The sequence below is a fragment of the Actinosynnema mirum DSM 43827 genome (genome assembly GCF_000023245.1).
GTDB lineage: Bacteria > Actinomycetota > Actinomycetes > Mycobacteriales > Pseudonocardiaceae > Actinosynnema > Actinosynnema mirum.
In genome coordinates this window covers 8,124,612-8,149,312 of sequence record NC_013093.1, presented here as the reverse complement: position 1 = coordinate 8,149,312, position 24,701 = coordinate 8,124,612, and the positions used below count along the sequence as shown (strand labels likewise).

Genomic DNA, 24,701 nt, shown 5'->3' with positions numbered 1-24,701 from the left:
GCGCCGGCTCCGCGAACACCGCTCACGCGGGCACGAGCGGCAGGTCGACCCTGACCCGCCACCCGCCTCCGGGGTTGGGCCCGGCCTCCAGCCGACCCCCCAGCACCCCGGCCCGCTCCCTCATCCCGATCAGCCCGTTGCCGCCGGACAGCTCCACCAGGTCGTGGGGCGTGCCGAAGCCGTCGTCCACCACCTCGACCAGCACCCGCTCCGGACCGCAGTCCACCCGCACCACCGCGCTCGCCCCGCTGCCCGCGTGCTTGAGCGTGTTGGTCAGCGCCTCCTGCACGATCCGGTACACGCCCAGCCCGAGCCCGGCGGGCAGCACGCCCAGGTCGCCGCCGACCACGAGCGTCACCGGCAGCCCGGACGCGCGCAGCGCCTCGGTCAGCTCCCGCAGGTCGCCCGCGCCCGGCTGCGGCGCCCACTGCGTGCCGGACCCGTCCTCGCTGCGCAGCACGCCCAGCAGCCTGCGCAGCTCGGCCAGCGCCTGCCGCCCGGTGTCGGAGATGGTGCGCACGGCGGCCTCGGCCAGCTCGGGCTGCGTCCGGATCGCGTACCCGGCGCCGTCGGCCTGCACCACCATCACGCTCACCGCGTGCGCCACCACGTCGTGCAGCTCCCTGGCGATCCGCGACCGCTCCTCGCCCACCGCGATCCTGGCCTGCTGCCCGCGCTCCAGCTCCAGCAGCTGGAGCCGCTGCTCCAACTCGGAGTGGTAGGCGCGGCGCGCGCCGACGAACTCGCCCAGCGCCCAGCTGAACCCGAACACCGGGGCGATGACGAACAGCATCATGACGCCCGCGGGGCCGCCCATGGCGGTCACCGCCCACAGGACGCTGCCCACCGACAGCGCGGCCAGGTAGAGCAGGCTCGGCCGCCTGCCCACGAACACGACCATCGTGTAGAGCGCGACGGCGAGCGCCATGTCGGCGGGCCGGAGCGGCAGCCCGCCCGCGTCGTCCACGGTGCCGTGGGTGAACAGCTGGACCCAGGCGCCCAGCAGGATGAGGGCGCTGGTCGTCCTCGGGTACCTGCGGCGCACCGGCAGCGGGCCGATCATCAGCACCAGCACGGTGAGCCAGGCCGCGCCGGACACCCCGGACGTCACGACCCCGCCGCTCTCCCCAGGGACCTGGTACGGCAGGCCGGCGGCGGCGAGGGTGAGCAGGTCGAACATGAAGAGCACCCCGGCGATCAGGGTGTCCCCGAACGCGGGGTGCGCTCGCATCCACATGCTCAGCTGCCGCACGTGGACCAGGTTAGGCAGAGCCCGCGACCGCCGCGTCGCGCTGCGGTCTGAGCCCCCCTCCTACCACGGGTTGACCCCGGTCGAGCGATTCGTCGAACCGCTCGACCGGGGTCACCGGGCCTGCTCTTGAGCTACCGCTTGGTGTGCACGGTGAACGGGTCGGCCTTGTGCTCGGCCCGCTGCGCGGCCACCTCGGACTGCTCCACGACGGACGGCTGCGCCACCGGCTGCTCGGCCGCCCTCGGCGCGGGCGTCTGGGGCGCACCGGTCTGGGGGACACCGGCCTGCGGCGTCACGGGCTGGGGCGTCACGGGCCGGGGCACGCCTGCCTGGGCCGCGCCCGGCTGCGGGAGCCCGGACGGCGGGGTGCTGCCGCGCGGCGTCTCCGGCTCGGCCACCAGCGGCTGCTGGACGCCCTGCGCGGGGGTGGTCGGCGCCGGGAGCGGCTCCTGCGCCACCGGCGCGGCCTCCGGGCCCGGCGTGGTCCGCTCGACGATGCGCTTGCGCAGCCCCACCGGGCCGTTCTCCTGCTCGAACCGCCTGCTCTCCCGCGCCATCTCGTCCGCGAGCTGCTGCTGGATCTGCCGGTCGCGGATACGCGCCAGGATCACCATCGTCGCGGCGTGCACCGCCGCCAGCACCAGCAGCATGATCCCGAGCTGCACCACCACGTTCTGCACGGGGTTCCCCGTGTCCGGCGTGATCAGCGAGACCAGCGCCAGCAGCCCGAACATCACGAGGTGGAACAGCACGGTCGCCAGCCGCGTCATCGACGCCGCCGCCTCCGGGTCGCCGTAAGCCCGGTTCATGTAGCCCCGACCGCTCCGGTAGATCAACTGGCCGTCGATCAGCACCAGCACCACACCGAGCAGCAGGAACACGGCATACCCCTGGTCCATGTCTCCACAGCCTCTCTCTACCCGACGCTCACGGTGAGTCGTGTACCCGTGACTCGCGGGGGTGTAACCCGATTCCCGTTCGGGCGGACAGCCGACCGGTCCAGCGACGATCAGCAGCGGTTATGGCGGGGCTCGGGAAACCTGGCGGCGGCAACCGTTCCGGGGTGTCAGCCGTTCGGACGTGGCACGATTCGGGGGTGACAGGTCAGGCGAGGTACGCGGGTCCGCTCTCTGCGGCTGTGGCGTCGCTGTGCACAGGTCTGGCCCCGCACGTCTCCCCGCGCACCGCCGCCGGACTGCGCGGCGTGCTCGCCAGGCTGGCCGCGCCGCTCCAGGTCGCGGTCGCCGGGCGCATCAAGTCCGGCAAGTCCACGCTGGTCAACGCGCTGATCGGCCGCCGCGTCGCGCCGACCGACGTCGGCGAGTGCACCCGCCTGGTCACCCGCTACCAGTACGGCACGGTCGACCGGGTCGAGGTCGTCCTCACCGACGGCCGCAAGCAGGTGCTCCCGTTCGACGCGGAGGGCATGGTGCCCGCCCAGCTGGGCGTCGACCTCGCGACCGTCTCGCACGTCGAGGCGTTCCTGACCAACGCGGTGCTGCGCGACCTCACCGTCATCGACACCCCCGGCCTCGGCTCGCTCGACGCCGACTCGGTCGCCCGCACCGAGGCCGTGCTGCACCAGAGCGGGCTCGACCCGGTGTCCAGGGGCGCGGTCGCGGGCGCCGAGGCCGTCCTCTACGTCTTCACGCAGGGCGTGCGCGTGGACGACCGGCAGGCGCTGGCCGCGTTCACCGCCGCGACCGCGGGCCGCGAGGCGGGCCCGGCCAACGCGATCGCCGTGCTCAACAAGGCCGACACCATCGCCCCCGAGACCGTGGACGGCGCGGACGGCGACGTGTGGAAGGCCGCCCTGCTGCTCGCCGAGCGGCAGGCCAGGACGCTCAAGCCCAGGGTCGCCGACGTGCTGCCGGTCATCGGGCTGGTCGCCGAGTCCGCCGAGACCGGCGGCTTCTCCTCGGCCGACGCCGACGCGCTGCGCAAGCTCGCCGAGCTGGACCCGGCGACCCGCGAGACCATGCTGATGTCCGCCGACCTGTTCACCGCCTGGGAGTGCGACGTCCCGCAGGGCGCCAGGGCCAGGCTGCTGGAGCGGCTGGACCTGCACGGCGTGCGCACCGCGCTGGAGGCGGTGGACGCCGAACCGGCCATCACGGCGGGCGCGCTGCGCCGCAAGCTGCTCGACGCGTCCGGGCTGGACGGGGTGCGCGGCAAGCTCAACGCGGTGTTCCGCGCCCGCGCCGACGGCATCAAGGCCGCCGCCGCGCTCGCCTCGGTGAGCGCGCTCGCCGCCGCGTCCGGCGACCCGAACGAGCGGCAGCGCGTGCACAACGCCATCGAGGTGCTGCTGGCCAAGCCGGAGGCGCACCAGCTGCGGCTGCTGGAGGCGCTGACCCTGGTCGCGTCGGGCGCGGTCGGGATGCCGGTCGACCTGGCCGAGGAGGTCCTGCGGTTCGGCGTCTCGCCCGACCCGGTGGAGCAGCTGGGCATGGTGGGCAGGCCGCCCGAGGCGGTGGCGGCGTACGCGCTGGAGCGCGCCGGGTGGTGGCGCTCGTTCGCCTCGTTCGGGGCGACACCCGCGCAGAGCCGGGTCGCGCACGTCGTGCACCGGGCGTACTTCTTGATCTGGCAGCAGGTGCGGGGGCACCAGCGGGTGCGGGGGCGGCGATGACGTGGGGCGGCGGTGGAACGGAACCGGTCCGGGGGGCGTCGGAGCCGGACGTGGAGACCATCGCGGGTGAACTGCTCGACCAGGCGCTCGCCGAGCGGCGCGCCCTGGTCCAGCTGTGCCTGTACGCGCTGGACCGCGCCCGCAGCTCGGGCGTCGTCGAGCGCATCGAGGAGGGCCTGTCGGCCATCGGCGTGACCGCCCTGCGGCCGGACGGCGAGCGGTTCGACCCGTCCGTCCACGAGGCGGGCGGCGTGGTGCCCACCGACGACGTCACGCTCGACGGCCTGGTCGCCGAGACCGAGGTGGTCGGCTTCGCCGATCGCGGGCGCACGCTCCGCGCGCCGATCGTCATCGTCTACACGGCCCGATGACCGCCCCGCAGCCGCTGCCGCTGCCGCAGCTCGTCCGCCGGACGCGGGAGAAGCTGACCGAGCTGGTGCGCTCGGTCGACCCGGCCGCCGCCGCGTTCGTGGACACCCGGCGCGGCGGGAAGGCGTCGGTCGTCGTGGTCGGCGAGACCAACCGGGGCAAGAGCTCCCTGGTCAACGCCCTGCTCGCGACGCCCGGCCTGTCCCCGGTGGACGCCGAGGTCGCCACCGCCGCGTACCTGGTGCTCGGCCACGGCGAGCGGTGGGCGTGCCGCGCGCGCTACGCGGGCGGCGCCCCGCCGGTCGAGTTCGACCGCTCCCAGCTCATCGCCTGGGTGTCCGCCGCGCACGAGCTGCCCGAGGGCGCGCTGCCGCCGAGGTCGGTGGAGGTGGACGCCCCGATCCCGCTGCTGGAGCGGCTCACGATCGTGGACACCCCCGGTGTCGGCGGGCTGGACACCGCGCACGGCGAGCTGGCGGCCGAGGCGGCGGCGGACGCGACGGCGCTGCTGTTCGTCGTGGACGCCTCCGCGCCGTTCACCAGGGGCGAGCTGGAGTTCCTGCGCTCGGTCGGCGAGCGGGTCGAGACGGTCGTGTTCGCGCTGACCAAGGTCGACCAGTTCCGGGGGTGGCGCGAGGTGGTCGAGGCGGACCGGGCGCTGCTGGCGCAGCACGCGCCGAGGTTCGCCGGGGCGGTGTTCCACCCGGTGTCGGCGCGGATGTTCGAGATGGCCGCGAAGGCCCCGAACCCGGACGCGGCGGCCATGCTGCGCGAGCGCTCCGGCGTCGCGGAGCTCCAGGCGGCGCTGCAGGAGCTGGTGGTCGGCCGGGCCGCGATGCTCGGCGAGGCGAACGGGCTGCGCGCGCTCGCCACCGTGCTGGACGAGCTGGTGGCCGTGGCCGAGGCGGACCTGCGGGCGCTGTCGGCGGGCGAGGAGCAGGCCGAGGTGCTGCGGGGGCGGCGCGACGAGCTGAACTCGCAGCGCAGGTCGTCCACGCGGAGCTGGCAGGTCAAGCTGCGCGGCGAGGTGCAGCGGGCGCGCGTGGAGGGCAACCACGAGGTGGCCAGGCAGGTGCGGGACCTCCAGACGTGGTTCCGCACCGCGATCGACGCCGCCGACCGGGACCAGCTGGTGGCGCTGCCGGGTCAGGTGGACGCGGCGCTGCAGGTCGTGTCGTCCCGGATCAGCGCGGGGCTGGGGCACCGGTTGGGCAAGGTCGCGGACCTGGCGCTGGCGGACCTGTTCACGCCGGACGAGATGGCGGTGATCCGGGGCCAGTTCGCGCGGGGCGTCACCCCGCCGATCGTGCTGCGCCCGCCGGAGAAGCGCACGCCCACCGCCGAGGACAAGCTGCTGGTGTTCATGGGCATCTCGGGCGGGCTGGGCGCGGGCAGGCTGGCCGCGCTGCCGCTGGCGGGCCTGGGCATCGGCGCGCTGAACCCGGTCGTGCTGCCCGCGACGCTGGTGATCGGGCTGGGCGCGGGGTGGTGGATGGCGCGCACGCGCAAGCACTCGGCGGACAAGCAGCACATCAAGCAGTGGCTGTCGGACTCGATCGCCGACGCGCGGTCCACCCTGGACCAGCTGGTGGCCGAGCAGCTGATCGAGGTCGAGCAGCAGCTGTCGCTGGCGCTGGACGACGCGCTCGCCAAGCGGGTCGAGGCGATCGAGGCGGAGCTGCGCGAGGTGGACCGCGCGCTGCGCATGGAGGCGGGCGAGCGCACCCGCGCGGTCCAGGCGGCGACGAGGCAGGCGGCGGAGCTGCGCGCGGGGCGCGTGAAGGTGGACGAGCTGCTGGCCCGGATCAGGGCCGTGCGAGACCGCGCGTGAACGCCGACCAGGACGAGGCGCTGAACCGGAACGTGGGACCGGCGGGGTTCTTGGAGTCCCGGACGCCGACGGTGGAACCCGAGTGCTGGACCTCGACGCAGCCGTTGCTGCCCGCGGAGCTGTGGGTGCTCTTGTGCCAGGTCGCGTCCTCGGTGAACCGGACCTCCACGCAAGCGTTGCTGCCCCCCGAGCTGTAGCTGCTCGTAAACCAGCCCGTGTCGCGGGTCATCTACGCGTCCTTCCTCACCAGGTCGATCAGCAGTTCTCGGGTTCTCTCTCGGCTGAGCGCCAGTTCCTCGACCCGGAGGTACATCCGTTGCATCGTTGCGAGGTCTTCGGCCTGATCGTAGTAGGTGCACGGTCCGTAGAGCAGCGGGGCGAAGCTGACCGGTGACGATTCCTGGAAGTCCAGCAGCACCAGCCCGCCGCCGAGGGCGGGGTTGTCCACCGCGCTGTTCAGCACGACCCGGATCGTCAGGTTCTCGTGCCGCTCCAGCAACTGCAGCAGGTGCAGCACCTGCCCGCGCATCACCGAGGTGCTGCCCACGGTGTGCTGCAAGGAGTCCTCGGTGAAGATGACCGTGATGTCCTTGGGCCCGCCGCACTCCAGCACGCGGCGCTGGTGGTCCAGCCGGAACGAGATCCGGTTGCCGGTCTCCTCCTCCGACGGCTCCCAGTAGATCGAGTTCGACAGCGCCATGATCGCCTGCACGTAGTCCGGCGACTGCACCAGACCGGGGATCACACCGCACTCGTACCAGCTGATCCGGCTCGCGGCGACCTGCATCTCCACCAGGCGCTGGAACGGTTCCGGCAGCGTGTCGACGTACCCGCGCCTCACCGACCGCCGTCGCGCGGCCGTGCCCAGCGCGAGGATCGTGTTCCGCTCGTTGCCCTGGACGCCGTAGAAGTCCAGCAGCTTCAGCAGTTCCTCCGTCCCGAGGCTGCCTTTGCCGTTCTCGACCTGGCTCAGCCGCGCCGCCGTGCGGTCGATCGCGCTCGCGGCCTCGCTCTGGGACTTCCGCGCGGCTGTTCGGAGTCTGGTGAGGCTGACGCCGAGTTGCAGCCGCTCGACTGTCGGCCGGACTGAGGACATGGGTGTTCCACTCCATCGGGCGATGGTTAAGGGGCTCATGATTGGCTTAAGTTTTAGCTGAGCGTGGTTCGCGTTGCGTGTATGCAACCAGGTTGGAGGCGACATGTCGCAGGCGGTGTCCGAGGATGCACCTGGAGTAGGCCGCCGGGAGTGGCCGGTCGGCTGCATCGACAGCTACGCGACCGAGGGCACCTGCGTGGTCGAGGTGTCCGGCGACGTGGTCGAGGTGATCGGGCCCGAGGCCGAGTTCTGCTTCGCGCTCGACCTGGAGCAGGTGCCCGGCTTCCAGGCCGCGCTCGCCTCCGCGCTCGCCGGCGCCCAGGACTGCCGAACCCGCCGCGCGGGCCGCTGACCCCGAACTACACTCCCGCGAATGACGGACCTGGTCCTGGCTCTGGACATCGGCGGCACCAAGCTGGCCGCCGGGCTGGTCGACCGCGACGGGTCCGTGGTGCGCGTCGCGCAGGAGCCCACCCCGACCGACGACCCCGAGCGCACCTGGGCCGCCGTCGCGCGGGCCGTCGACGAGGCGCTCGCCGGTGAGCAGGTCGCCGGGGTCGGCATCGCCTGCGCCGGGCCCGTCGACCTCGTCGCGGGCACGGCCAGCCCCATCAACGTGCCCTGCTGGCAGGGCTTCCCGCTGGTGGACCGGGTGTCCGCGCTGCTCCCCGGCCTCCCGGTCGAGCTCGCGGGCGACGGGCCGTGCATGGCCTACGGCGAGCACTGGGCGGGCGCGGGCCGCGACTGCGGGGACATGGTCGGCCTGGTCGTGTCGACCGGCGTCGGCGGCGGGCTGGTGGTGGGCGGCGAGCTGCTGCTCGGGCGCACCGGCAACGCGGGCCACATCGGGCACGTCGTCGTGGAGGACGACGGCGAGCCCTGCACGTGCGGCGGTCGCGGGTGCGCCGAGACCGTCGCGGGCGGGCCGAGGATGGTCGCCTGGGCGCGCCGCCAGGGCTGGCAGGCGCCCGAGGGCGCCGACGCCGCGCACCTGGCCGCCGACGCGCTCGCGGGCGACGAGGTCGCGCAGGTCGCGTTCCGCCGCGCGGGCCGCGCGGTCGGCCTGGCCATCGTCGCCACCGCCGCGCTGTGCGACCTGGAGCTGGCCGTCGTCGGCGGTGGCGTGGCCCAGGTCGGGGACCTGCTGCTCGACCCGGTCCGGGAGACCGTCGCGGCGCACGCCCGACTGTCCTACCTGGACGGTCTGCGGGTGGAGCCCGCCCGGCTGGGCAGCCGGGCGGGCCTCGTCGGCGCCGCGGCGCTGGCGACCTCCCGGCTCAGTGGGCCGCCACCGGCTTGACCCGGTCGCTGTCCTCGTCCACGTGGTAGTCGTCCGGCGTGGTCTCGTCGCTCCCCTCGGCCGCCTTGAGCCTGCGCGCCACCAGCGTCACCAGCGCGGCCACGACGAGGTTCGCCGTGACGGCCACGACGCCGACGTAGATCTGCACGGTCGAGCCCTGGAACGGGTGCCAGCCGAACAGCGACAGCTTGTCCAGCGCCAGCGCCGACCCGGCGAAGTGCTGCCGCTTCCCGTCCGCGCTGGGGATCGTGTACAGCAGGTAGATCCCCCAGCCCATGCCCGCGGCCCACCCGGCGACCAGGCCGTACAGGTGGAACCACCGGGTGTACAGCGCGATCGCCACGGCGGGCAGCGTCTGCAGGATGACCACGCCGCCGATCAGCTGCAGGTCGATGGAGAACTGCGGGTCGATGAACACGATGAACGCGACCGCGCCGAACTTCACCACCAGCGACGCCAGCTTCGCCTGCTTCGCCTCCTGCGCGGGCGTGGCGTCCTTCTTCAGGTACTCCTTGTAGATGTTGCGGGTCCATAGGTTCGCCGCCGCGATCGACATGATCGCCGCCGGGACGAGCGCGCCGATGCCGATGGCCGCGAACGCCACGCCCGCGAACCACGCCGGGAACTCCTGCCCGAACAGCACCGGCACGATCGTGTTCGTGTCCGGCCGCCCGGTGGCCTGGTTGGTGATCGGCTTGACGCCCGCGCTGATCGCCACGAACCCGAGCATCGCCAGCAGGCCCAGCAGCAGCGAATAAGCGGGCAGCGCCACCATGTTCCGCTTGATCACGTTCCGCCCGCGCGAGGCCAGGATGCCGGTCAGCGAGTGCGGGTACAGGAACAGCGCCAGCGCCGAGCCGAGCGCGAGCGTCGCGTACTGCAGCTGGTTGTTGGCGTTCAGCAGCACGCCGTCCGACTTCGCGGGCGTCTTGTCGTAGGCCGCCTGCGCGGTGTCGAAGATGGCGCCCCAACCGCCGAACTTGCCCGGCAGGTAGATCACCGCCACCAGGATCACCACGTAGATCAAGCTGTCCTTGACGAACGCGATCAGCGCGGGCGCGCGCAGCCCCGACTGGTACGTGTACAGCGCCAGGATCACGAACGCGATGAACAGCGGCAGGTGCCCCATGACCCCGCTGCCGTTGAGGCCCATCGTGCGCAGCACGGCCTCCAGGCCGACCAGCTGCAGCGCGATGTACGGCATCGTGGCGAGGATGCCGGTGATCGCGATGATCAGCGCGAGCCAGTGCGAGCCGTACCGCCCGCGCACGAAGTCGGCCGGGGTGACGTAGCCGTGCACCCTGGACACCGACCACATGCGCACCAGCGGCAGGAACACGATCGGGTACAGCACCACGGTGTAGGGCAGCGCGTAGAAGCCGAGCGCGCCCGCGCCGAACACCAGCGCCGGGACGGCCACGAACGTGTAAGCCGTGTACAGGTCGCCGCCGACCAGGAACCAGGTGATCCAGGAGCCGAACTTCCGGCCGCCCAGCCCCCACTCGTCCAGGTGGTCGAGGGTGTCGCCTGCCCGCCACTTCGCCGCGACGAAGCCCAGCACGGTCACCAGCAGGAACAGGACGGCGAAGACCGACAGCTCGGTCCACTGCAGCGATTCGGTGCTCACCGGTCGGCCTCCCGCTCGTCCAGGGCGTCCACGTCGAGCCTGTCGGGACCGGTGGTGGCGGGGGCGTCCTTGGTCTTCACGTAGACCAGGCCGACGCACAGCACGCCGAGCGGGACGAACGCGAACTGGTACCAGTAGAAGAACGGCAGGCCCAGCACGCGGGGCTCGTCGGAGTTGAACCACGGCGTGATGAGCATGAGCAGCGGGAGCAGCAGGAGGAGGTTCCAGTTGCTCCACCGCAGCCCGGTGTTCCGGGCAGGCGATTTTCGAGGCATTGAGCTGCGCCCTCCAAGCGTCCCTGACGACGGTGTCGGGGGATGCTAGGACGGGAGGGCGACGAACGTCACTGCCTTCGCCCCGCTGTGCCTTGGTTGTGTGGCGCAATCGTGATCAAGTGCTGACCCGGTGTGACGAAACGGGCGTGGCGCGCGGCCCGTTCACCCCATCGGCGACAGAACTGCCCGGCGCGGGCTAGAGCGTGCCCAGCCCTCGGGTGACGTGCTCCTCGGCGGTGTCCAGGTAGGACAGCAGCGCCGACTCGGCGGCGTCGACCTCACCCGACTCCAGCAGGTCGGCGATCGCGCGGTTCCTCGGCAGGTAGTCGCGGTGGAAGCCTTCGGGGTCCCCCACCACCTGGAACACCAGGCGCAGCTCGGCGAGCAGGCGGCGCATCTCCTCGTCCAGCCGGGAGCTGCCCGCGAGCGCGGTGATCGCCGCGTGGAACCGGCCGTTCGCCGTGCCCACGCCCACCCAGTCCTCGTCGTCCCGCAGCCGCTCGGCCCACCGGACCGCGTCCCCGACCCGCGCGCGCCGCTCCTCGGGCGCGTCGGGCCACCGCCGCAGCGCGCCCGCCTCGATCACCCGGCGGGCGGCGTACAGGTCGGCCACGTCCTCGGTGCTCGGCACCCGCACGAACACGCCCCGGCTGTGCTCGTGCACCAGCAGGCGCTCGTGGGTCAGGAGCCGGAACGCCTCGCGCAGGGTGTTGCGGGAGACGCGCAGCGCGTCGCCGAGCGACTTCTCGGACAGCTGGCTGCCCGCTCTGATGGCCCCGTCGAGCACCCGTGCCCTGAGCGCGTCGGCGACCCGCTCGGCCGTGCTGGACCGGCTCATCCGCGCGCCGTCCTCGGCGAGCGCGCGGAGCCAGGTGCCGGCTTCAGCGGTGGTCATGGGGCCGATCCTACTGGGCGGGGGTCCGCCCACCGGCCCCGCGGATTGTTCAACAACCGCCTGGACCTGCGCCGGGAGCCGCTGCGGCGAGCGCGCGCGGGGGTGCCGCCGTTGAGCGGCGCGAGCACCGTCCTTCAGCGGGTTTCGCGCGGGCGGGCGGGCGGAGAACATCACGGGGTGATCTTCCCACTGCGCACGGTGACACCGGTGCTGGCCGCCCTGACGATCGCCCTGACCGCCGCGCCCGCCGCGACGGCCGCTCCCGGAGCCGCTCCGGGGTGCTCCGACCCCACCGCCCCGCTGACCGTCGAGGAGCAGCGGCTCACCGCCGTCCTCGACCCCGACGCCCCGCCGGTCGGGCCGGAGCTGGCGCGGCTCGGCGGGTTCGACGACGAGGTGGCGCGGTTCGCCTCCGCCCTGTGCGGCGTCGGGAAGCGGGACGCCGCGGGCCTGGCCCAGCGGACCGGCGAGGGGCTGTGGCGGGCGGCGGTGGAGCGCGCCCAGGCGCCGCAGTCGTGGGACGCGCACGACGACCGGCCGCTGTACTGGGCGCGGCTGGGGATGACCAAGGCGCTGCGGCAGTGGAAGCCCCGGTGGACCCTGCCCGCCGCCGAGCGGTCCGCGCTGGTGGACCGGCTGGACCGGGCCTCGCGCGGGCTGTCCGACGTCCGGTTCCGCGCGGACGCCGCGCCGACCGCCGTCCCGCGCGCGGCCGGGGACGACAACGGTGGTGGCCGGGGCAGCGCCGACGGTCCCCACGCCGCCGGTTCCCCCGCCGCCGGGGTCACGTCGCTCGACCAGCTCGGCAGCACCATCGGCGCCGACCCGCTGGCCCTGCTGGGCGCCCGGGCCGAGGCCGCGCCCGCCCCCGCCCCCGCCCCCGCCCCCGAGGAGCGCACCGCCCCCGAGGACCGCGCGGCGGTGCGGCGGATCGCGCTCACCGGGTTCGACCCGTTCTTCCTCGACGGCTCCGGCATCACCCGCAGCAACCCGTCCGGCGCGGCGGCGCTCCAGCTCGACGGGCGGGTGTTCGACACCCCGCAGGGCCGGGTCCTGGTGGAGGTGGCCGTGCTCCCGGTGACCTGGGGCGAGTTCGACAAGGGCATCGTCGAGCGCTTCTACGGCTCCACCGTCACCGGCGGGCAGCGCCCGCACGCCTTCGTCACGGTCAGCCAGGGCAGGCCCGGCCAGTTCGACGTGGAGCGCTGGGCGGCGCGCTGGCGCGGCTGGTCGCCGGACAACAACAACGCGTCCTCGCCCGGCGTGGTCCCGGACGCGGCGGGCTGGCCGCAGCCGTCGACCGAGTTCATCGAGACGACCCTGCCGCACGAGCGGATGACCACCACGCCGACCGGCGACTACCCGGTGCTCTTCAACCGGGGCTTCTGCGAGTTCCCTGCGGGCGCGACCCCCGCGCCGGGCGCGCAGCGGTGCGGGACGGGCGAGCCGACGCCGGGCGCGACGGCGGCCAGCGGCGGCGGTGGCGACTACCTGTCGAACGAGAGCATGTACCGGGCCAACCGGGTGCGCACCGGCCTGGGCGCGACCGACGTGCGCGGCGGCCACCTGCACACCCCGGTCCTGAGCCAGCCCGAGGGGGACGCGCTGACCGACGGGTTCTTCGAGGCCGAGCGCAGGGCCATCGCCGACCAGGTGGTCGCCCTGGTCGCCCTGGTCTGACCCGCGCGCCGGGCGCGGGGCCGCTCCACACCCCGCGCCCGGCCCGGCTTTCCAGCACCTGCCCCCGCAGCCCGCACCCCCGCAGCCCGCACCCCCGCAGCCCGCACCCGGCAGCCCCCGTTTCTTCAGCGCAGCGTCACCGCGCGCACCAGTAGGGTGATCGCGTGCGACGCTGGCGGGCGCTGAGCGGGTTGTTGGCCGTGGTGGCTGTTGTCCTCGCCGGGTGCACAGAGCAGGTCGGCGGGACGCCGGACGGCGCTGTGCTCCGGCCCTCGATCACGCCCGCCGCGAGCGAGCTGCCGCAGCCGGGCGCGTGCGTGGACCAGGACCTCAAGGCGGTCGACTGCGCCGCGCCGCACGTCGCCGAGGTCACCGCCGTCGGCGACCTCACCGGGGTCGAGCAGCGCACCGAGCGCGACCTGCGCCGGGTCGCCCTGCCCGCCTGCCGCGCCGCGCTCGCCGGCTACCTCGGCGCGGCCGACCACGACGCCACCCGCGTCCAGGCCCAGGCGATCTGGCCGAGCGAGGACGGCTGGGCGCGCGGCGACCGCTGGCGGCTGTGCACGGCGGTCGAGATCTCGCCCACCGGTCAGCAGGCCAGCCGCACCGGGTCGCTGGCCGGGTTGCTCAAGGCCACCGGGTTCGCGTCCGTGCAGCTGTGCACGAGCGGGTCTCCCGCCCGCGACGAGGCGCTGGAGATCGTCGCCTGCGACGCCTCGCACCTGGCCGAGGCGGTGCCGGGGGTGCTCGCGCTCGGCGGTCCGCAGGACGCGCCGCTGTCCCAGGAGCAGGTGAACGCCGCCGCGTCGGAGCACTGCGCGGCGAAGGTGAACGGCTACGTCGGGGCGGTCCGCGAGGACGTCTTCGCGTCCTGGCGCTCGTTCGGCAGCCAGGCCTGGTCCGAGGGCTTCACGACGGCGGTCTGCTACGCCGAGGCCGCCCGCCCGTTCACCGGCAGGCTCTGGGGACTCGGCCGGGGTCCGCTGCCCGAGTAGCGAGCCCGAGCAGCGAGCCCGAGCGAGCACTCCCCGGATGACCGCCGGAGGGCGCCGGAGTTGTCCACAGCGGCCCGTCCACAGGTCCGTGCGCAAGCTGTCCACAATCTCCACAACCTGTGCACAGGTTCATCCACAACCTGTGGAGAACTAGTCTCCGCAGGCGGAATAGTTGATCAAGAAGCTGACTTTCCACAGTCGCCGACCTAAGTCGAAACCTACTCTGAACAGCACGAAGAACCCTCGCGATGAACCCCGATGCAGTTGTCCACAGCTGTGGAGAACTGCCGGCGCAAGAGTGGAGAACTGGGGAAAGACTGGGGACAACTCGGTTGTCCACAGCCATCCGGCCGAGCCGGAAACCCGGCGCGCGGATACCCCGAAGATCGGCTTCTCAACCCTTCGAACCGGCCCTGGGAACGGCAAGAACCCGGTGGACGCCGTTGTCCACCGGGCCACGTGGCGGGCCGGACCGCGGCCCGCCCGGCCACCCCTCTACCCGAGCCGCTGCTTGAGCGCCTCCAGCTCGTCGCGCAGCGCGGTCGGCACCTTGTCGCCGATCTTCGCGAACCACTCCTCGATCAGCGGCAGCTCGGCCCGCCACTCGTCCGCGTCGAACGCCAGCGACGCCTCGACGTCCTCCACCGGCGCGCCCAGCTCCGACAGGTCCAGCGCCTCGGCGGTGGGCACGTGCCCGATCGGCGTCTCACGGGCCGCCGCGCGCCCCTCGATCCGCTCGACCGCCCACTTGAGCACCCGCGAGTTCTCGCCGAACCCCGGCCACAGGAACCGCTTGTCCTCGCCGCGCCGGAACCAGTTGACGTAGAAGACCTTCGGCAGCTTGTCGGCGTCCGCGCCCTTGCCGGTGTCGATCCAGTGCTGGAAGTAGTCGCCCGCGTGGTAGCCGATGAACGGCAGCATCGCCATCGGGTCGCGCCGCACCACTCCCACCTGGCCGACCGCCGCCGCCGTGGTCTCGCTCGACAGCGTGGCGCCCATGAACACGCCGTGCTGCCAGTCCCGCGACTCGGTGATCAGCGGGACGGTCGTGGCCCGCCGACCGCCGAAGAAGATCGCCGAGATCGGCACGCCGTTCGGGTCGTCCCACTCCGGCGCCTTGATGTCGCACTGCTCGATCGGCGTGCAGTAGCGCGAGTTCGGGTGCGACGACGGCTCGTCCGAGCCCGGCGTCCAGTCCGCCTTCTTCCACGAGGTCAGGTGCGCGGGCGGCTCGCCCATGCCCTCCCACCACACGTCGCCGTCGTCGGTCAGCGCGACGTTCGTGAACAGCGAGTTCCCCTTCTCGATGGTCCGCATCGCGTTGGGGTTGGTGTGGTAGTCGGTGCCCGGCGCGACGCCGAAGAACCCGTTCTCCGGGTTCACCGCGTACAGCCGCCCGTCCTCGCCGAAGCGCATCCACGCGATGTCGTCGCCGAGCGTCTCGACCTTCCAGCCGGGGATGGTCGGCTGGAGCATCGCCAGGTTGGTCTTGCCGCAGGCGCTCGGGAACGCCGCCGCGATGTAGTAGACCTTCGACTCGGGCGAGGTGAGCTTGAGGATCAGCATGTGCTCGGCGAGCCAGCCCTCGTCCCGCGCCATCACCGAGGCGATCCGCAGCGAGTAGCACTTCTTGCCCAGCAGGGCGTTGCCCCCGTACCCGGAGCCGAACGACCAGATCGTCCGCTCCTCGGGGAAGTGCGTGATGTACTTCGTGTCGTTGCACGGCCACGCCACGTCGTCCTGGCCGGGGGCCAGCGGCGCACCGAGCGAGTGCAGCGCCTTCACGTACGGGACGCCGTCGCCGAACAGCTCCAGGGCGCGCGTGCCCATGCGGGTCATGATGTGCATGGAGACGACGACGTACTCGGAGTCGGTGATCTCCACGCCCAGCATGGGCTTCTCCGCCGTCAGCGGCCCCATGCAGAACGGGATGACGTACATGGTCCGGCCGCGCATCGAGCCCCGGTAGAGCTCGGTCATGGTCGCCTTCATCTCGGCCGGTTCCACCCAGTTGTTGGTGGGGCCGGAGTCGGCCGGGTCGACCGAGCAGATGAAGGTGCGCTCCTCGACGCGCGCGACGTCCGTCGGGTCGGAAGCCGCCCAGAACGAGTTCGGCTTCTTCTCCAGCGGGACGAAAGTGCCCGCGTCGACCAGTTTCCCGGTCAGCTCGGCCCATTCGCGCTGCGTTCCGTCGGCCCACACGACCCGGTCGGGAGAGGTCAGCTCGGCGATCTCGCGAACCCAGGCCAGCAGTTCCTGGTGGTCGGTCGGGGCCTGGTCGAGACCGGGAATGGTCACTGCCGTCATCTCGTCTCGTCTCCTCGGTGAAGCACCGCCCCACGGGCGGACGACGACGTCCGTGCGGGACGGCGGCGTCCTCGGGAATGGCTGCGCCCGCCCCGGTGGGGGCGTGCGCTGAAAGGGATGGACGGAGGTTAGCCGGGTGAATGCCGGGTGACACCGCGACAACCTGTCGGTTGCCTCACAAAACCGATCAGGTAATCGATTCAGCACCCGATCACCGATCAATCCGCAACGGTTCAGCGGACAAATGCGGTGACGTTCCGGGCGCGTTACAGGAGTGATTGTGGAAGCGCTCTCACTTTGCCGGGCGGATCGATCGGTGAATGGGTCAAGAAGCGCGCGGAACGCGTTCACCTGCGGCGCGAGCGCCGATTCCGGCCGGTCGGACCCCGTCGGGGCGCCCCGTCCGCGCGCGAGCGGAGACGCGGATCACGTGGCGCGGCGCTTTCCGCACCCGGACATCTCGGGCGCGCGCCACCACGTCGACGCCTTCAGCCCGCGCCCGTTCGTGGGGCGGCGCACCCGTTCTCCGCGCCGCGCGCGAGGACTCCCGCACAACAAGAGGACCAGCGCGGCTGACGAGCGCTGGTCCTGGTTGTTCTCTTCGGCCCGAGTCGCGCCCGACCTTCGAGCCCGAGGTCGAACGATGGCAAAACGAGACCGAACAGCACCGCGTGGCGCGCGCCCGAACGGGGTCGCGCCGCGGCGGCGTCAGTTGGGGCTGATCCACTGCCCGGTGGTCGAGTCGATCCGCACCACGCCCGACACGGCGGTGCGGTCGTCCACCCCGTCACCCCACAGCTGGTCGCTGCCGGAGTCCGCGGTGTACTTGCCGCTGGAGTCGAACCTGCCGTGCTCCACCTCGGTCCACTCGGCGTCACCGGTGCGCTGCGAGACGGTCACCTCGCCGTCGCGGGTGATCTCGGTGGCCACGTCCGCCTGCCCGTCGCCGTCCGAGTCGGTGAACAGCCAGGTGTCGCCCTCGGCGTCCTCGATCATGACGCTGTCGGCGCGCCCGTCCTCGTCGCTGTCCACGGTCGCGGGCCCGACGTCCTGCGACCCGTTCGCGGTGGTGACGGTGATGCCCCGCCCCTCGGCCGAGTTGGCCCGCTCCGAGTCCTCCCCGACCCGGACCCACTCGCCCGACGCGTCGTCGAACCGGGACCGCTGCACGACCTCGCCCCGGTCGTCGAACGTGGTCATCAGGTCCGCGTCGCCGTCGCCGTCGGTGTCGGAGAACGCGATGCGCCCGCCGTCGTCCGTCTCCACGACCGCGGTCTCGTCCACGCCGTCGTGGTCGAGGTCGTACCCGACCTCGACGGTGTACTCCTCGTCGTCGACGGTGACCTTGAGCTCGCTGTCCGCCGCACCTGCTGACTCGTCGATGTACACCGAAGCCACCTTCCCGCCGTTCGCCTACCCGTAGGACTCACGGTAGGCCGATCCGGTTCCCTGCGGGAAGCCGCAGCCGGGAGCGACGCGGGACACCCCCCGGCCGGAGCGGCCGAGCGGGGGCGGCGGTTCAGCGCGGCGCGTCCCACCGGTGCTTGTCCCCGCCGACGAGGTCCCCCGCCACCGTCACCGGCCCCTCGAACACGACCCCGCGCGCGGTCCGCCGCTCCGGTGGCGGCGGCGTGACCGGCAGCGACCGCAGCACCCCGGTCGCCGCGGCGGGCAGCCAGGCCACCTGGGCGGCGTCCACCGCGTCGGCCAGCTCGCGCAGCGGCGCCAGCGCGGGCGGCACCGCCGGGTCGGCGCCCCACGAGGGCGTGCCCCACGCGGGCGCGTCCCACTTGGTCAGCGCCCGCAGCGCCGCCGCCCGGTCCGGGGGCGTCGGCTCCACCAGCACCCCGCGCACCGCCTGCTCCAGCGCGCTGACCAGCGCGGGCGCGAGCCTGCCCGGCGCCACCAGCGACACCCGCGCCTGGAACGCCCACCCGGCGTAGCGCTCCGCGGCGTCGCGGAACAGCGCCGCCGCGTCCGCCGCGAACGGCTCACCGGCCAGCATCCGCCGCCCGCTGTACATCCCGCCGCCGGAGAACTCGCCGGGCGCGGCCAGCACCGCGTACTGCTCGGCGTAGGACCGGAGCCGCGCGGTGAACTCGTGCTCGACCCGCACCGGCCGCAGCCCCACCACCAGCCGCACCCCCTCGGGCAGCCGGTCGACCAGCCCGTCCCACACCCTCGGCTCCGACACCAGCGGCGGCATGGTCAGGTAGTAGCGCTTCCCGGCGTCCGGCCGGGTCGCCGGGGCGACCAGGCACCGCCTGCGCAGCTCCGCCACCCACCCGGCGCGCGGCGGTTCGAGCGCGTCCGGCTCGGGCAGGCCCGGCTCGGCCACCAGGTGCTCGGGAACGGCCAGCACCCGCTCCAGCACCCGCTCGGCGTCCCGCTCCACGCCCTCCCGGTAGGGCCCGCGCAGCACCCCGGTGATCCCGGACCAGCCGGGACCGCCGTGCAGGGCGAACTCGCAGTCCGGCCCGGCCTGCCCGAGCGCGCCGAGGTACGCGGCGCTCTCCCGCCTGGCCCCGGCCCGCCGGGCGTCCGGCAGCCGGTCCGAGTACCCGGCCAGCTCGGACAGGTCCACGGCCGAGGCGAACCGCGCCCCGAACCGCGCCTCCCAGCGGAAGCCCCGCCGGGCGACCTCGATCACCGCAGCACCGCGTCGCGGTCCCTGATCACCGCGACCACGCCGGAGGAGTCCCGCACCAGCAGTCCCGCGCCGTCCTCGCGCAGCAGCTCGTACGAGGTGCCGGGCTCCGCCGTCCCGAGCACCTCGCCGTGCTCGGAGAACACCTCGACCTGCCTGCTCACCGACAGCCTCGCCCCGAGCCCCTGGGGCGCGCCCGTCCCGGCCTCGGCGACGGCCTCCCGCCGGTCGCCCACCGACATCCGCCACTGCCCGTCCTGCTCCAGCGGCACCTCGTACCCGAACGTCTCGACGATCGGCACGGTCCGCCCGACCGCCGCCGCCTCCACGGCCTCGCGCAGCGCGTTGTGCACCGCCTCGCGCAGCGCCTTCACCGGCTCCATCTCGATCGCGCCCGCCAGCCCCCGGTCCCCGCGCAGGACGGACCCGAACCAGCGCGCGAGCGCCGTGATCGGCAGGAACCGCAACCACATCGTCCAGCCGAGGTACAGGTCGTTGCCGAAGGCGAAGACCGAGACGTAGACGCTGTACCGGCCCAGCGACACCCGCAGCACGTTGCGCACCCCCGGCGCCGGGTCCCCGACCGCCACCCGGCGCGGCGTGATCGCCGCCGGGATCCCCCGGTCCACCGTCAGCGCCCGGTACACCACGCCGTAGGCGGTCTCCGCGACCGGCGCCTGCCCGTCCAGGAGCAGGTGCCAGTCGCTGAGCACCCGGTGCTGGGGCAGCAGGAGCACCCCCGCCATCCACGCCCAGGGCAGCAGGAACGTCAGCAGGCCGAGCAGCACCAGGGTGATGCCCGAGTCGCCGATCAGGGCCCCGGCGCCCCCCACCACGGCGGTCGCCACCGATCCCAGGACGAAGATGAGGAAGGCCCCGCCGAACGCCTTCAGCAGCAGGCTCCGCGCGCCCCAGCCGCCGATGGCGTCGGTCAGGGTGACCTCGACCTCGTGCGCGCGCTGGAACAGGAGTCGTTGGCCGACGTAGCTCTCGTTCTGGGACAGCGGTTCCGCGTTCACCGGTTCCTCCCCTGCTCGTCCGTCCACACGTGCTTGTCGCCCCCGACGGCGTCGCCGTGGAACGTGGTGGCGCCGTTGAAGGTGAAGCCGCCGGTGGGCCTCCGCTCGACCGGACCCGCGCCAATCCCCGTGCGGCTCCTCGGGCCGGTCCCCACGTCCCGCCCCGCACCGACTCCCGCGTCCCGCCCCGCACCGACTCCCGCGTCCCGCCCCGACCCGTCGCGCCGCCGCCGCGCGCCCCGCCCGCGCTCGCCGACCACGGTCAGCCAGGCGACCGCCAGCGACCCGGCTCCGCCGACCTCCGCGAACCAGAAGTCGTCCGGCCTGATCCCGAGACCGCCCTGCTCCACCACGTCCTCGTAGAAGCGCTCCGAGACCGCCAGCGCCACCGCCGCCGACGGGGCGTCCGCCAGCGCGGCCCGCAGCGCGGCGCAGTCCAGCAGCCGGGCCACCACGACCTGCGTCCTGCCGGTCATCCCGCGCCCGTCCACCGCCAGCTCCCCGGCGTGCAGCACGGCCCGGACCCGCACGCGCGTCGACGCCGAGGCGAACTCGTTGTGCTCGTGCAGCAGGTCGGACAGGGTCCCCAGCAGCGGGTGCACCAGCGCGGCCTTGGGGAAGCGCGCCGGGACCCGCACCACGCACCCGTCGCCCTGGTCCTCCACCTCGCACTCCCGCCACGGCACGGCGCTGCGGTCGAAAGCGCTCTCCAGCGCGCCGAACAGGGCGTCGCGCGCGCGTGCCATGGCCCGGTCGTTGCGGTCCGGCGCGCTGGAGCCCGCCATGTCGACGGCCAGCAGCGCGCGGTGCTCGGAGCGCGGCTCGGAACGGTTCTCTGCCAAGGGACATCCCCCTCAGGCGGCGGCGGTCGCCCACGAACGGCGGGAACGCCACCACCCTCCGCTCGCGCCCGGTGGCGCGCACCGCACAACTGCGGGCAGCCGGTTAACGCTTCAGCATCCGCGTCAGGCCCGCCGCCACGGTGGTGGCCAGCACCCACCCCAGCACGATCAGCCCCGACGCGATCCACTGCGACACCCCCGGTGTCTGCCAGCGGTTCTTGTTGCCGAAGTCCACGATCGGCACCACCAGGTCGATGGTGAACAGCCACGCGTTCCACGGCAGCGTGTCGTCGGAGTTGATCTCCACCAGGTCCGGTCCCAGCGCGAACCACGCCCCGCCCAGCAACCAGGCCACCACCAGCCAGCCCAGCGCCCGCGCGGGCCGGTAGCCGTAGCCCACCATCGACCGCTGCAACCAGCTCCACACCAGCACCAGCGGGCGCAGCCACCGCCTGCCCTCGGCCAGCGCCCGGTACCGCAGCCGCTGCTTCTCCACCAGCACGGTCGCCGCGTGCTCGTCGTTGCCGCCCGCCCGCAGCATCTCCGCGAACTGGTCGTACGGCCCCGGCCGGTACGAGCGCCGCATGGCCTGCTGCAGCCACCGCAGCCGCTGCTCCACCGCCCCGTCGTCCCGCAGGTCGATGGGGTCGCGCAGCGAGTCGTACCGGAACTCCTCCAGGTCTATCCACCCGGTCGCGTCCCAGAAGGCCGGGCTGTCCTCCAGCGTCACGCACCTGGCCTGCCGCAGCACCACGCCCCCGCGCGGCGCCGAGGCGGTCGTGAGCACGAGGTCCTGCACCTGCAGCCCGAGCAGGTTCAGCGCCTGCGCGTCCAACCGGTCCCCCAGCACCGACCCGGCGAACGTCGCCATCCGCCCGACCTGCGCCCGCCGCGCCCGCACCCCGCCGTGCGCGGTGAACTCCCCCGGCCCGTCGGCGCCCGGACCGGCCGCGCAGATCAGGTCCCGCCCGATGACCGCGCCGCCCACGTCCACCGACGGCTTGCGCCCCCGCTGGTGCCGGTAGCTGCCCGGCTCGACCACGCGGCTGCCGCGCAGGTCCAGGTTCGCGCCCACCCGCACCGCCCGCAGCTCGACGCCGCCCGCGACCTGGCCCTCCCGGAACGCCAGGTTGCTGCCCACCTGCGACCGGTTGCCCAGCACCGCGTCCGCGCGCGGGTTGTCCACGGTGGACCCGTCGAGCAGCAGGCTCCCGCGCACCACCGCGTCCACCATCCGCAGCTGCCCGCGCACGTGGGCCGCGCGCCCGGTGACGTCCCCGTCGACCCGCGCCCCGTCCAGGTGCAGCGCCCGACCGCGCCGCCCGCCCCCGACGTCCAGCCCGTCGAACCGGCCCCGGCTCAGCGACAGCGTCCCGCCGATCGCGCTGTTGACCGCCCGCACCGGGCCCGCGCTGGAGAACCCGTGGTCCAGCTCCACGTCCCCGTTGACCGACGCCCGGTCCAGCACGAGCGTCGACGCGGCGTCCCCGCTCTGGTCCAGCTCGACGTCCGCCCGCCGCCCCGCCGACAGCACCGTCCCGCGCAGCGTCAGCTTCGCCTCGACCTGCGCGTTGACCAGCGACACCGTGCCGCGCGCGGTCCCGCCGCCGAGCACCAGGTTCCCGCCGACGCGGATCCCGTTGCCGCGCAGGGCGTACCCGCCGGGGTTGTCCAGCTCGCCACCGTTGAAGTTGGCGTTCCCGCCGATCTGCGCGCCCGCCATGCGCAGCTCGCCGCGCACCTCGATCCGGTGCGCCAGCAGCGCCCCCGCGAGCTTGAGCCGGTCGGCGTGCAGCGCGGGCGCGTCACCGCCGTCGACCGCGATGCAGGTGTCCTGCAGGGAGAGCGAGCCCGCGACGTCCGCGTCGGTCAGGTCCACCGGACCCGCGCACGCGGTGGCCACGAGCGAGAACTCGTTGGCGCTGCTCAGGTTCCTGGCCAGCAGCCCCGGTAACCAGCACCCGGTGAACTGCACCCCGGCCAGCCTGCCCTGCCGCAGGTCCGGCGGCTCCTCGAAGCGGCAGCGCTCGAACTCCAGCAGGTAGTTCAGCTCCACGGCCCGCAGGTCCAGCTGCCCGGTGACGAACCGGTCGGCCACCCGCAGCACCGGCGGCACCGTCCCGCGCCGCCTGGCCAGCGGCCACCCGCCCTCGGCGGGCAGCGCCCTCAGCAGCTCGGCGGCGGGGACGCGGAAGGCGCGCGGCGGGCTCGGGTCGAGCACGTCCAGCCGCGCGCCCTCCACGTCACACCTGGTGGTTCGGGTTGAGCACCCGCGACAGGAAGGTCTTGGTGCGCTCCTGCTGCGGGGCGCCGATGACCTGCTCGGCGGGCCCCTGCTCGACGACGTACCCGCCGTCCATGAACAGCACCTTGTCCGCCACCTCGCGGGCGAACTGCATCTCGTGCGTGACCACGAGCATCGTCATGCCCTCGTCGGCGAGCTGGCGCATGACCGCGAGCACGTCGCCGACCAGCTCCGGGTCCAGCGCCGAGGTCGGCTCGTCGAACAGCATGACGTCCGGGTCCATCGACAGCGCCCGCGCGATCGCGACCCGCTGCTGCTGCCCGCCGGACAGCTGCGCGGGCATGGCGTCGACCTTCTCGGACAGGCCGACCCGCTCCAGGTTGCGCAGCGCGATCTCCTCGGCCTGCTTCTGGTCCCGCTTGAGGACCTTGCGCTGCGCGACCGTGAGGTTGTTCAGCACGTTCAGGTGGGAGAACAGGTTGAAGCCCTGGAAGACCATGCCGATGCGGGTCCGGGCGCGGTCGATGTCCACGTCCGGGTCGGTCAGCTCGACGCCGTCCACGACGATCTTGCCGCCGCTCGGCTCCTCCAGCAGGTTCACGCAGCGCAGCAGCGTCGACTTGCCCGAGCCGGACGGCCCGATGACGCACACCACCTCGCCGCGCCTGACCTGGAGGTCGATGCCCTTGAGCACGTCCAGCGGGCCGAACGACTTCTTCAGCCCGGTGATCTCGACCGCGATGTCCTCGGCGACGGCGCCCTCGGCCGCACCGCCCTCAGCAACGACGTCGGTCACGCCGACACCCCCAGACCCTTGGACTCCGGCGAGCTGACCTTCTTGCTGCGGCTGCCGCCCGCGCCCCGCGTCTCCATCCACCGCGACAGGTAGCCCAGCGGCAGCGTGATGATCAGGTAGCACAGGCCCGCGATGAGCAGCGGCGTCACCGTCGGCGACTGGCTCAGCACCTCGCGGCCGTACTTGGTCAGCTCCCGCTGGGTCGCGATCAGCCCGATGATGCTGATCAGCGAGGAGTCCTTGGTGAGCATGATCAGCTCGTTGGTCAGCGGCGGCAGGATGATCCGGAACGCCTGCGGGATCACGACGGTGACCGTCGTGCGCCCCTGGGACATGCCCAGCGACCGCGCGGCCTCCAGCTGCCCCTTCGGCACGGCCTTGATGCCCGCGCGGATCGTCTCCGCGATGTAGGCGGCGCCGACGACGCCGAGCGCGATGGCGGCCGTCGAGTAGATGTCGAACTTCAGGCCGAAGGCCAGCGGCACCGCGACGCTCAGCGCGACGAACACCAGCAGCGCGGGGACCCCGCGGAAGAACTCGATGTAGATCGTCGCGATCCACCGGTACGGGCCGACGGACGACAGCTTCATCAGCGCCAGCACCAGGCCGGCGACCAGGCCGACGGCGAAGCCGAGCGCGGTGTAGACGACCGTGTTCACCAGCGCGGTCGTGATGACCTCGGGGAACATCTCCTTCGCCGTCTCGACGTCGAAGAAGGACTTGCGGATCGCCTCCCAGTCCGCCACGACCGCGATCAGGGCGGCGATGACGACGAGCAGCGCGTACTGCGCGCCCCGGAAGACCTTGGCGCGCTGCCGCTTGGACAGTGCCATCTCACTCCCTCAGGTTCGGACGGGCGCGGGGCCGGTGCTCGCGCACCGGCCCCGCGGGTT

The 24,701-nt window shown here is 73.4% G+C and carries 22 protein-coding genes; 7 read left to right on the top strand and 15 right to left on the bottom strand.

The window, feature by feature from the left end; translation table 11 throughout:
* Positions 1 to 22: 22 nt before the first annotated feature.
* Positions 23 to 1,231: a sensor histidine kinase gene (locus AMIR_RS34725; protein WP_015805677.1), complete on the bottom strand. Its 1,209-nt coding sequence runs from the start codon at positions 1,229 to 1,231 to the stop codon at positions 23 to 25.
* A gap of 152 nt (positions 1,232 to 1,383) precedes the next feature.
* Positions 1,384 to 2,151 (bottom strand): hypothetical protein, encoded by a 768-nt coding sequence (locus AMIR_RS38580; RefSeq protein WP_015805676.1) that lies wholly within the window; start codon positions 2,149 to 2,151, stop codon positions 1,384 to 1,386.
* A gap of 239 nt (positions 2,152 to 2,390) precedes the next feature.
* Between AMIR_RS38580 and AMIR_RS34715 the strand changes: the two genes are divergently transcribed.
* Genes AMIR_RS34715 through AMIR_RS34705 form a run of 3 tightly spaced genes read left to right on the top strand, consistent with a single transcriptional unit; the run spans position 2,391 to position 6,084 of the window.
* Positions 2,391 to 3,884 carry a dynamin family protein gene (locus AMIR_RS34715; RefSeq protein ID WP_015805675.1) on the top strand — a complete coding sequence of 498 codons (1,494 nt, stop codon included), beginning with the start codon at positions 2,391 to 2,393 and terminating at the stop codon, positions 3,882 to 3,884.
* Entirely contained in the window at positions 3,839 to 4,255 is a 417-nt protein-coding gene (gene grpE / locus AMIR_RS34710; protein WP_049797226.1) for a nucleotide exchange factor GrpE, read from the top strand. The genes AMIR_RS34715 and grpE overlap by 46 nt, the downstream gene beginning before the upstream one ends.
* Positions 4,252 to 6,084 carry a dynamin family protein gene (locus AMIR_RS34705; RefSeq protein WP_015805673.1) on the top strand — a complete coding sequence of 611 codons (1,833 nt, stop codon included), beginning with the start codon at positions 4,252 to 4,254 and terminating at the stop codon, positions 6,082 to 6,084. The genes grpE and AMIR_RS34705 overlap by 4 nt, the downstream gene beginning before the upstream one ends.
* Here AMIR_RS34705 and AMIR_RS34700 read toward each other — a convergent pair.
* Both AMIR_RS34700 and AMIR_RS34695 read right to left on the bottom strand, forming a co-directional pair.
* Positions 6,059 to 6,313, bottom strand: coding sequence for a DUF397 domain-containing protein (locus tag AMIR_RS34700; protein ID WP_015805672.1), 255 nt, complete (start codon positions 6,311 to 6,313; stop codon positions 6,059 to 6,061). The two genes, AMIR_RS34705 and AMIR_RS34700, sit on opposite strands and share 26 nt — an antisense overlap.
* Positions 6,314 to 7,180 (bottom strand): helix-turn-helix domain-containing protein, encoded by an 867-nt coding sequence (locus AMIR_RS34695; protein WP_015805671.1) that lies wholly within the window; start codon positions 7,178 to 7,180, stop codon positions 6,314 to 6,316.
* Positions 7,181 to 7,283: 103 nt separating this feature from the next.
* Between AMIR_RS34695 and AMIR_RS34690 the strand changes: the two genes are divergently transcribed.
* Both AMIR_RS34690 and AMIR_RS34685 read left to right on the top strand, forming a co-directional pair.
* Positions 7,284 to 7,532: a hypothetical protein gene (locus tag AMIR_RS34690; RefSeq protein ID WP_041837211.1), complete on the top strand. Its 249-nt coding sequence runs from the start codon at positions 7,284 to 7,286 to the stop codon at positions 7,530 to 7,532.
* A 21-nt stretch (positions 7,533 to 7,553) separates the two neighbouring features.
* The gene (locus AMIR_RS34685; protein WP_015805670.1) at positions 7,554 to 8,480 is read left to right on the top strand and encodes an ROK family protein; all 927 of its coding nucleotides are present in this window, start codon (positions 7,554 to 7,556) and stop codon (positions 8,478 to 8,480) included.
* On the opposite strand, the gene mctP is transcribed toward AMIR_RS34685, so the two are convergent.
* The 3 genes from mctP to AMIR_RS34670 all read right to left on the bottom strand — a co-directional run bounded on the left by mctP (position 8,458) and on the right by AMIR_RS34670 (position 11,277).
* Complete coding sequence (mctP, locus tag AMIR_RS34680; RefSeq protein WP_015805669.1) at positions 8,458 to 10,107, bottom strand: monocarboxylate uptake permease MctP; 1,650 nt, start codon at positions 10,105 to 10,107, stop codon at positions 8,458 to 8,460. The two genes, AMIR_RS34685 and mctP, sit on opposite strands and share 23 nt — an antisense overlap.
* Positions 10,104 to 10,382 (bottom strand): DUF3311 domain-containing protein, encoded by a 279-nt coding sequence (locus AMIR_RS34675; RefSeq protein ID WP_015805668.1) that lies wholly within the window; start codon positions 10,380 to 10,382, stop codon positions 10,104 to 10,106. The genes mctP and AMIR_RS34675 overlap by 4 nt, the downstream gene beginning before the upstream one ends.
* A gap of 196 nt (positions 10,383 to 10,578) precedes the next feature.
* Positions 10,579 to 11,277, bottom strand: a complete 699-nt coding sequence (locus AMIR_RS34670) for a GntR family transcriptional regulator (protein WP_015805667.1) — start codon at positions 11,275 to 11,277, stop codon at positions 10,579 to 10,581.
* A gap of 177 nt (positions 11,278 to 11,454) precedes the next feature.
* On the opposite strand from AMIR_RS34670, the gene AMIR_RS36565 reads away from it, so the two are divergent.
* The gene (locus AMIR_RS36565) at positions 11,455 to 12,957 is read left to right on the top strand and encodes a hypothetical protein (RefSeq protein WP_015805666.1); all 1,503 of its coding nucleotides are present in this window, start codon (positions 11,455 to 11,457) and stop codon (positions 12,955 to 12,957) included.
* A gap of 164 nt (positions 12,958 to 13,121) precedes the next feature.
* On the top strand, positions 13,122 to 13,952 hold the full coding sequence (locus tag AMIR_RS34660; protein ID WP_015805665.1) for a septum formation family protein: 831 nt from the start codon (positions 13,122 to 13,124) through the stop codon (positions 13,950 to 13,952).
* Between the two features lie 495 nt (positions 13,953 to 14,447).
* Here the strand turns inward: AMIR_RS34660 and AMIR_RS34655 are convergent, their stop codons facing one another.
* The 8 genes from AMIR_RS34655 to AMIR_RS34620 form a co-directional block, all read right to left on the bottom strand.
* Positions 14,448 to 16,259: a phosphoenolpyruvate carboxykinase (GTP) gene (locus AMIR_RS34655; protein WP_015805664.1), complete on the bottom strand. Its 1,812-nt coding sequence runs from the start codon at positions 16,257 to 16,259 to the stop codon at positions 14,448 to 14,450.
* Between the two features lie 708 nt (positions 16,260 to 16,967).
* Positions 16,968 to 17,648: a hypothetical protein gene (locus AMIR_RS34650; RefSeq protein ID WP_015805663.1), complete on the bottom strand. Its 681-nt coding sequence runs from the start codon at positions 17,646 to 17,648 to the stop codon at positions 16,968 to 16,970.
* 130 nt (positions 17,649 to 17,778) lie between these two features.
* Complete coding sequence (locus AMIR_RS34645; RefSeq protein WP_015805662.1) at positions 17,779 to 18,909, bottom strand: hypothetical protein; 1,131 nt, start codon at positions 18,907 to 18,909, stop codon at positions 17,779 to 17,781.
* Positions 18,906 to 19,925 carry a hypothetical protein gene (locus AMIR_RS34640; RefSeq protein WP_015805661.1) on the bottom strand — a complete coding sequence of 340 codons (1,020 nt, stop codon included), beginning with the start codon at positions 19,923 to 19,925 and terminating at the stop codon, positions 18,906 to 18,908. Before AMIR_RS34640 ends, AMIR_RS34645 begins: the two co-directional genes overlap by 4 nt.
* Positions 19,922 to 20,767: a hypothetical protein gene (locus AMIR_RS36560; protein ID WP_015805660.1), complete on the bottom strand. Its 846-nt coding sequence runs from the start codon at positions 20,765 to 20,767 to the stop codon at positions 19,922 to 19,924. The genes AMIR_RS34640 and AMIR_RS36560 overlap by 4 nt, the downstream gene beginning before the upstream one ends.
* Before the next feature lie 103 nt (positions 20,768 to 20,870).
* Complete coding sequence (locus AMIR_RS34630; protein WP_015805659.1) at positions 20,871 to 23,009, bottom strand: translocation/assembly module TamB domain-containing protein; 2,139 nt, start codon at positions 23,007 to 23,009, stop codon at positions 20,871 to 20,873.
* A 1-nt stretch (position 23,010) separates the two neighbouring features.
* Complete coding sequence (locus AMIR_RS34625) at positions 23,011 to 23,808, bottom strand: amino acid ABC transporter ATP-binding protein (protein WP_015805658.1); 798 nt, start codon at positions 23,806 to 23,808, stop codon at positions 23,011 to 23,013.
* A complete protein-coding gene (locus tag AMIR_RS34620; protein ID WP_015805657.1) occupies positions 23,805 to 24,641 on the bottom strand; it encodes an amino acid ABC transporter permease in 837 nt (278 codons plus the stop codon). The genes AMIR_RS34625 and AMIR_RS34620 overlap by 4 nt, the downstream gene beginning before the upstream one ends.
* Positions 24,642 to 24,701 lie beyond the last annotated feature (60 nt).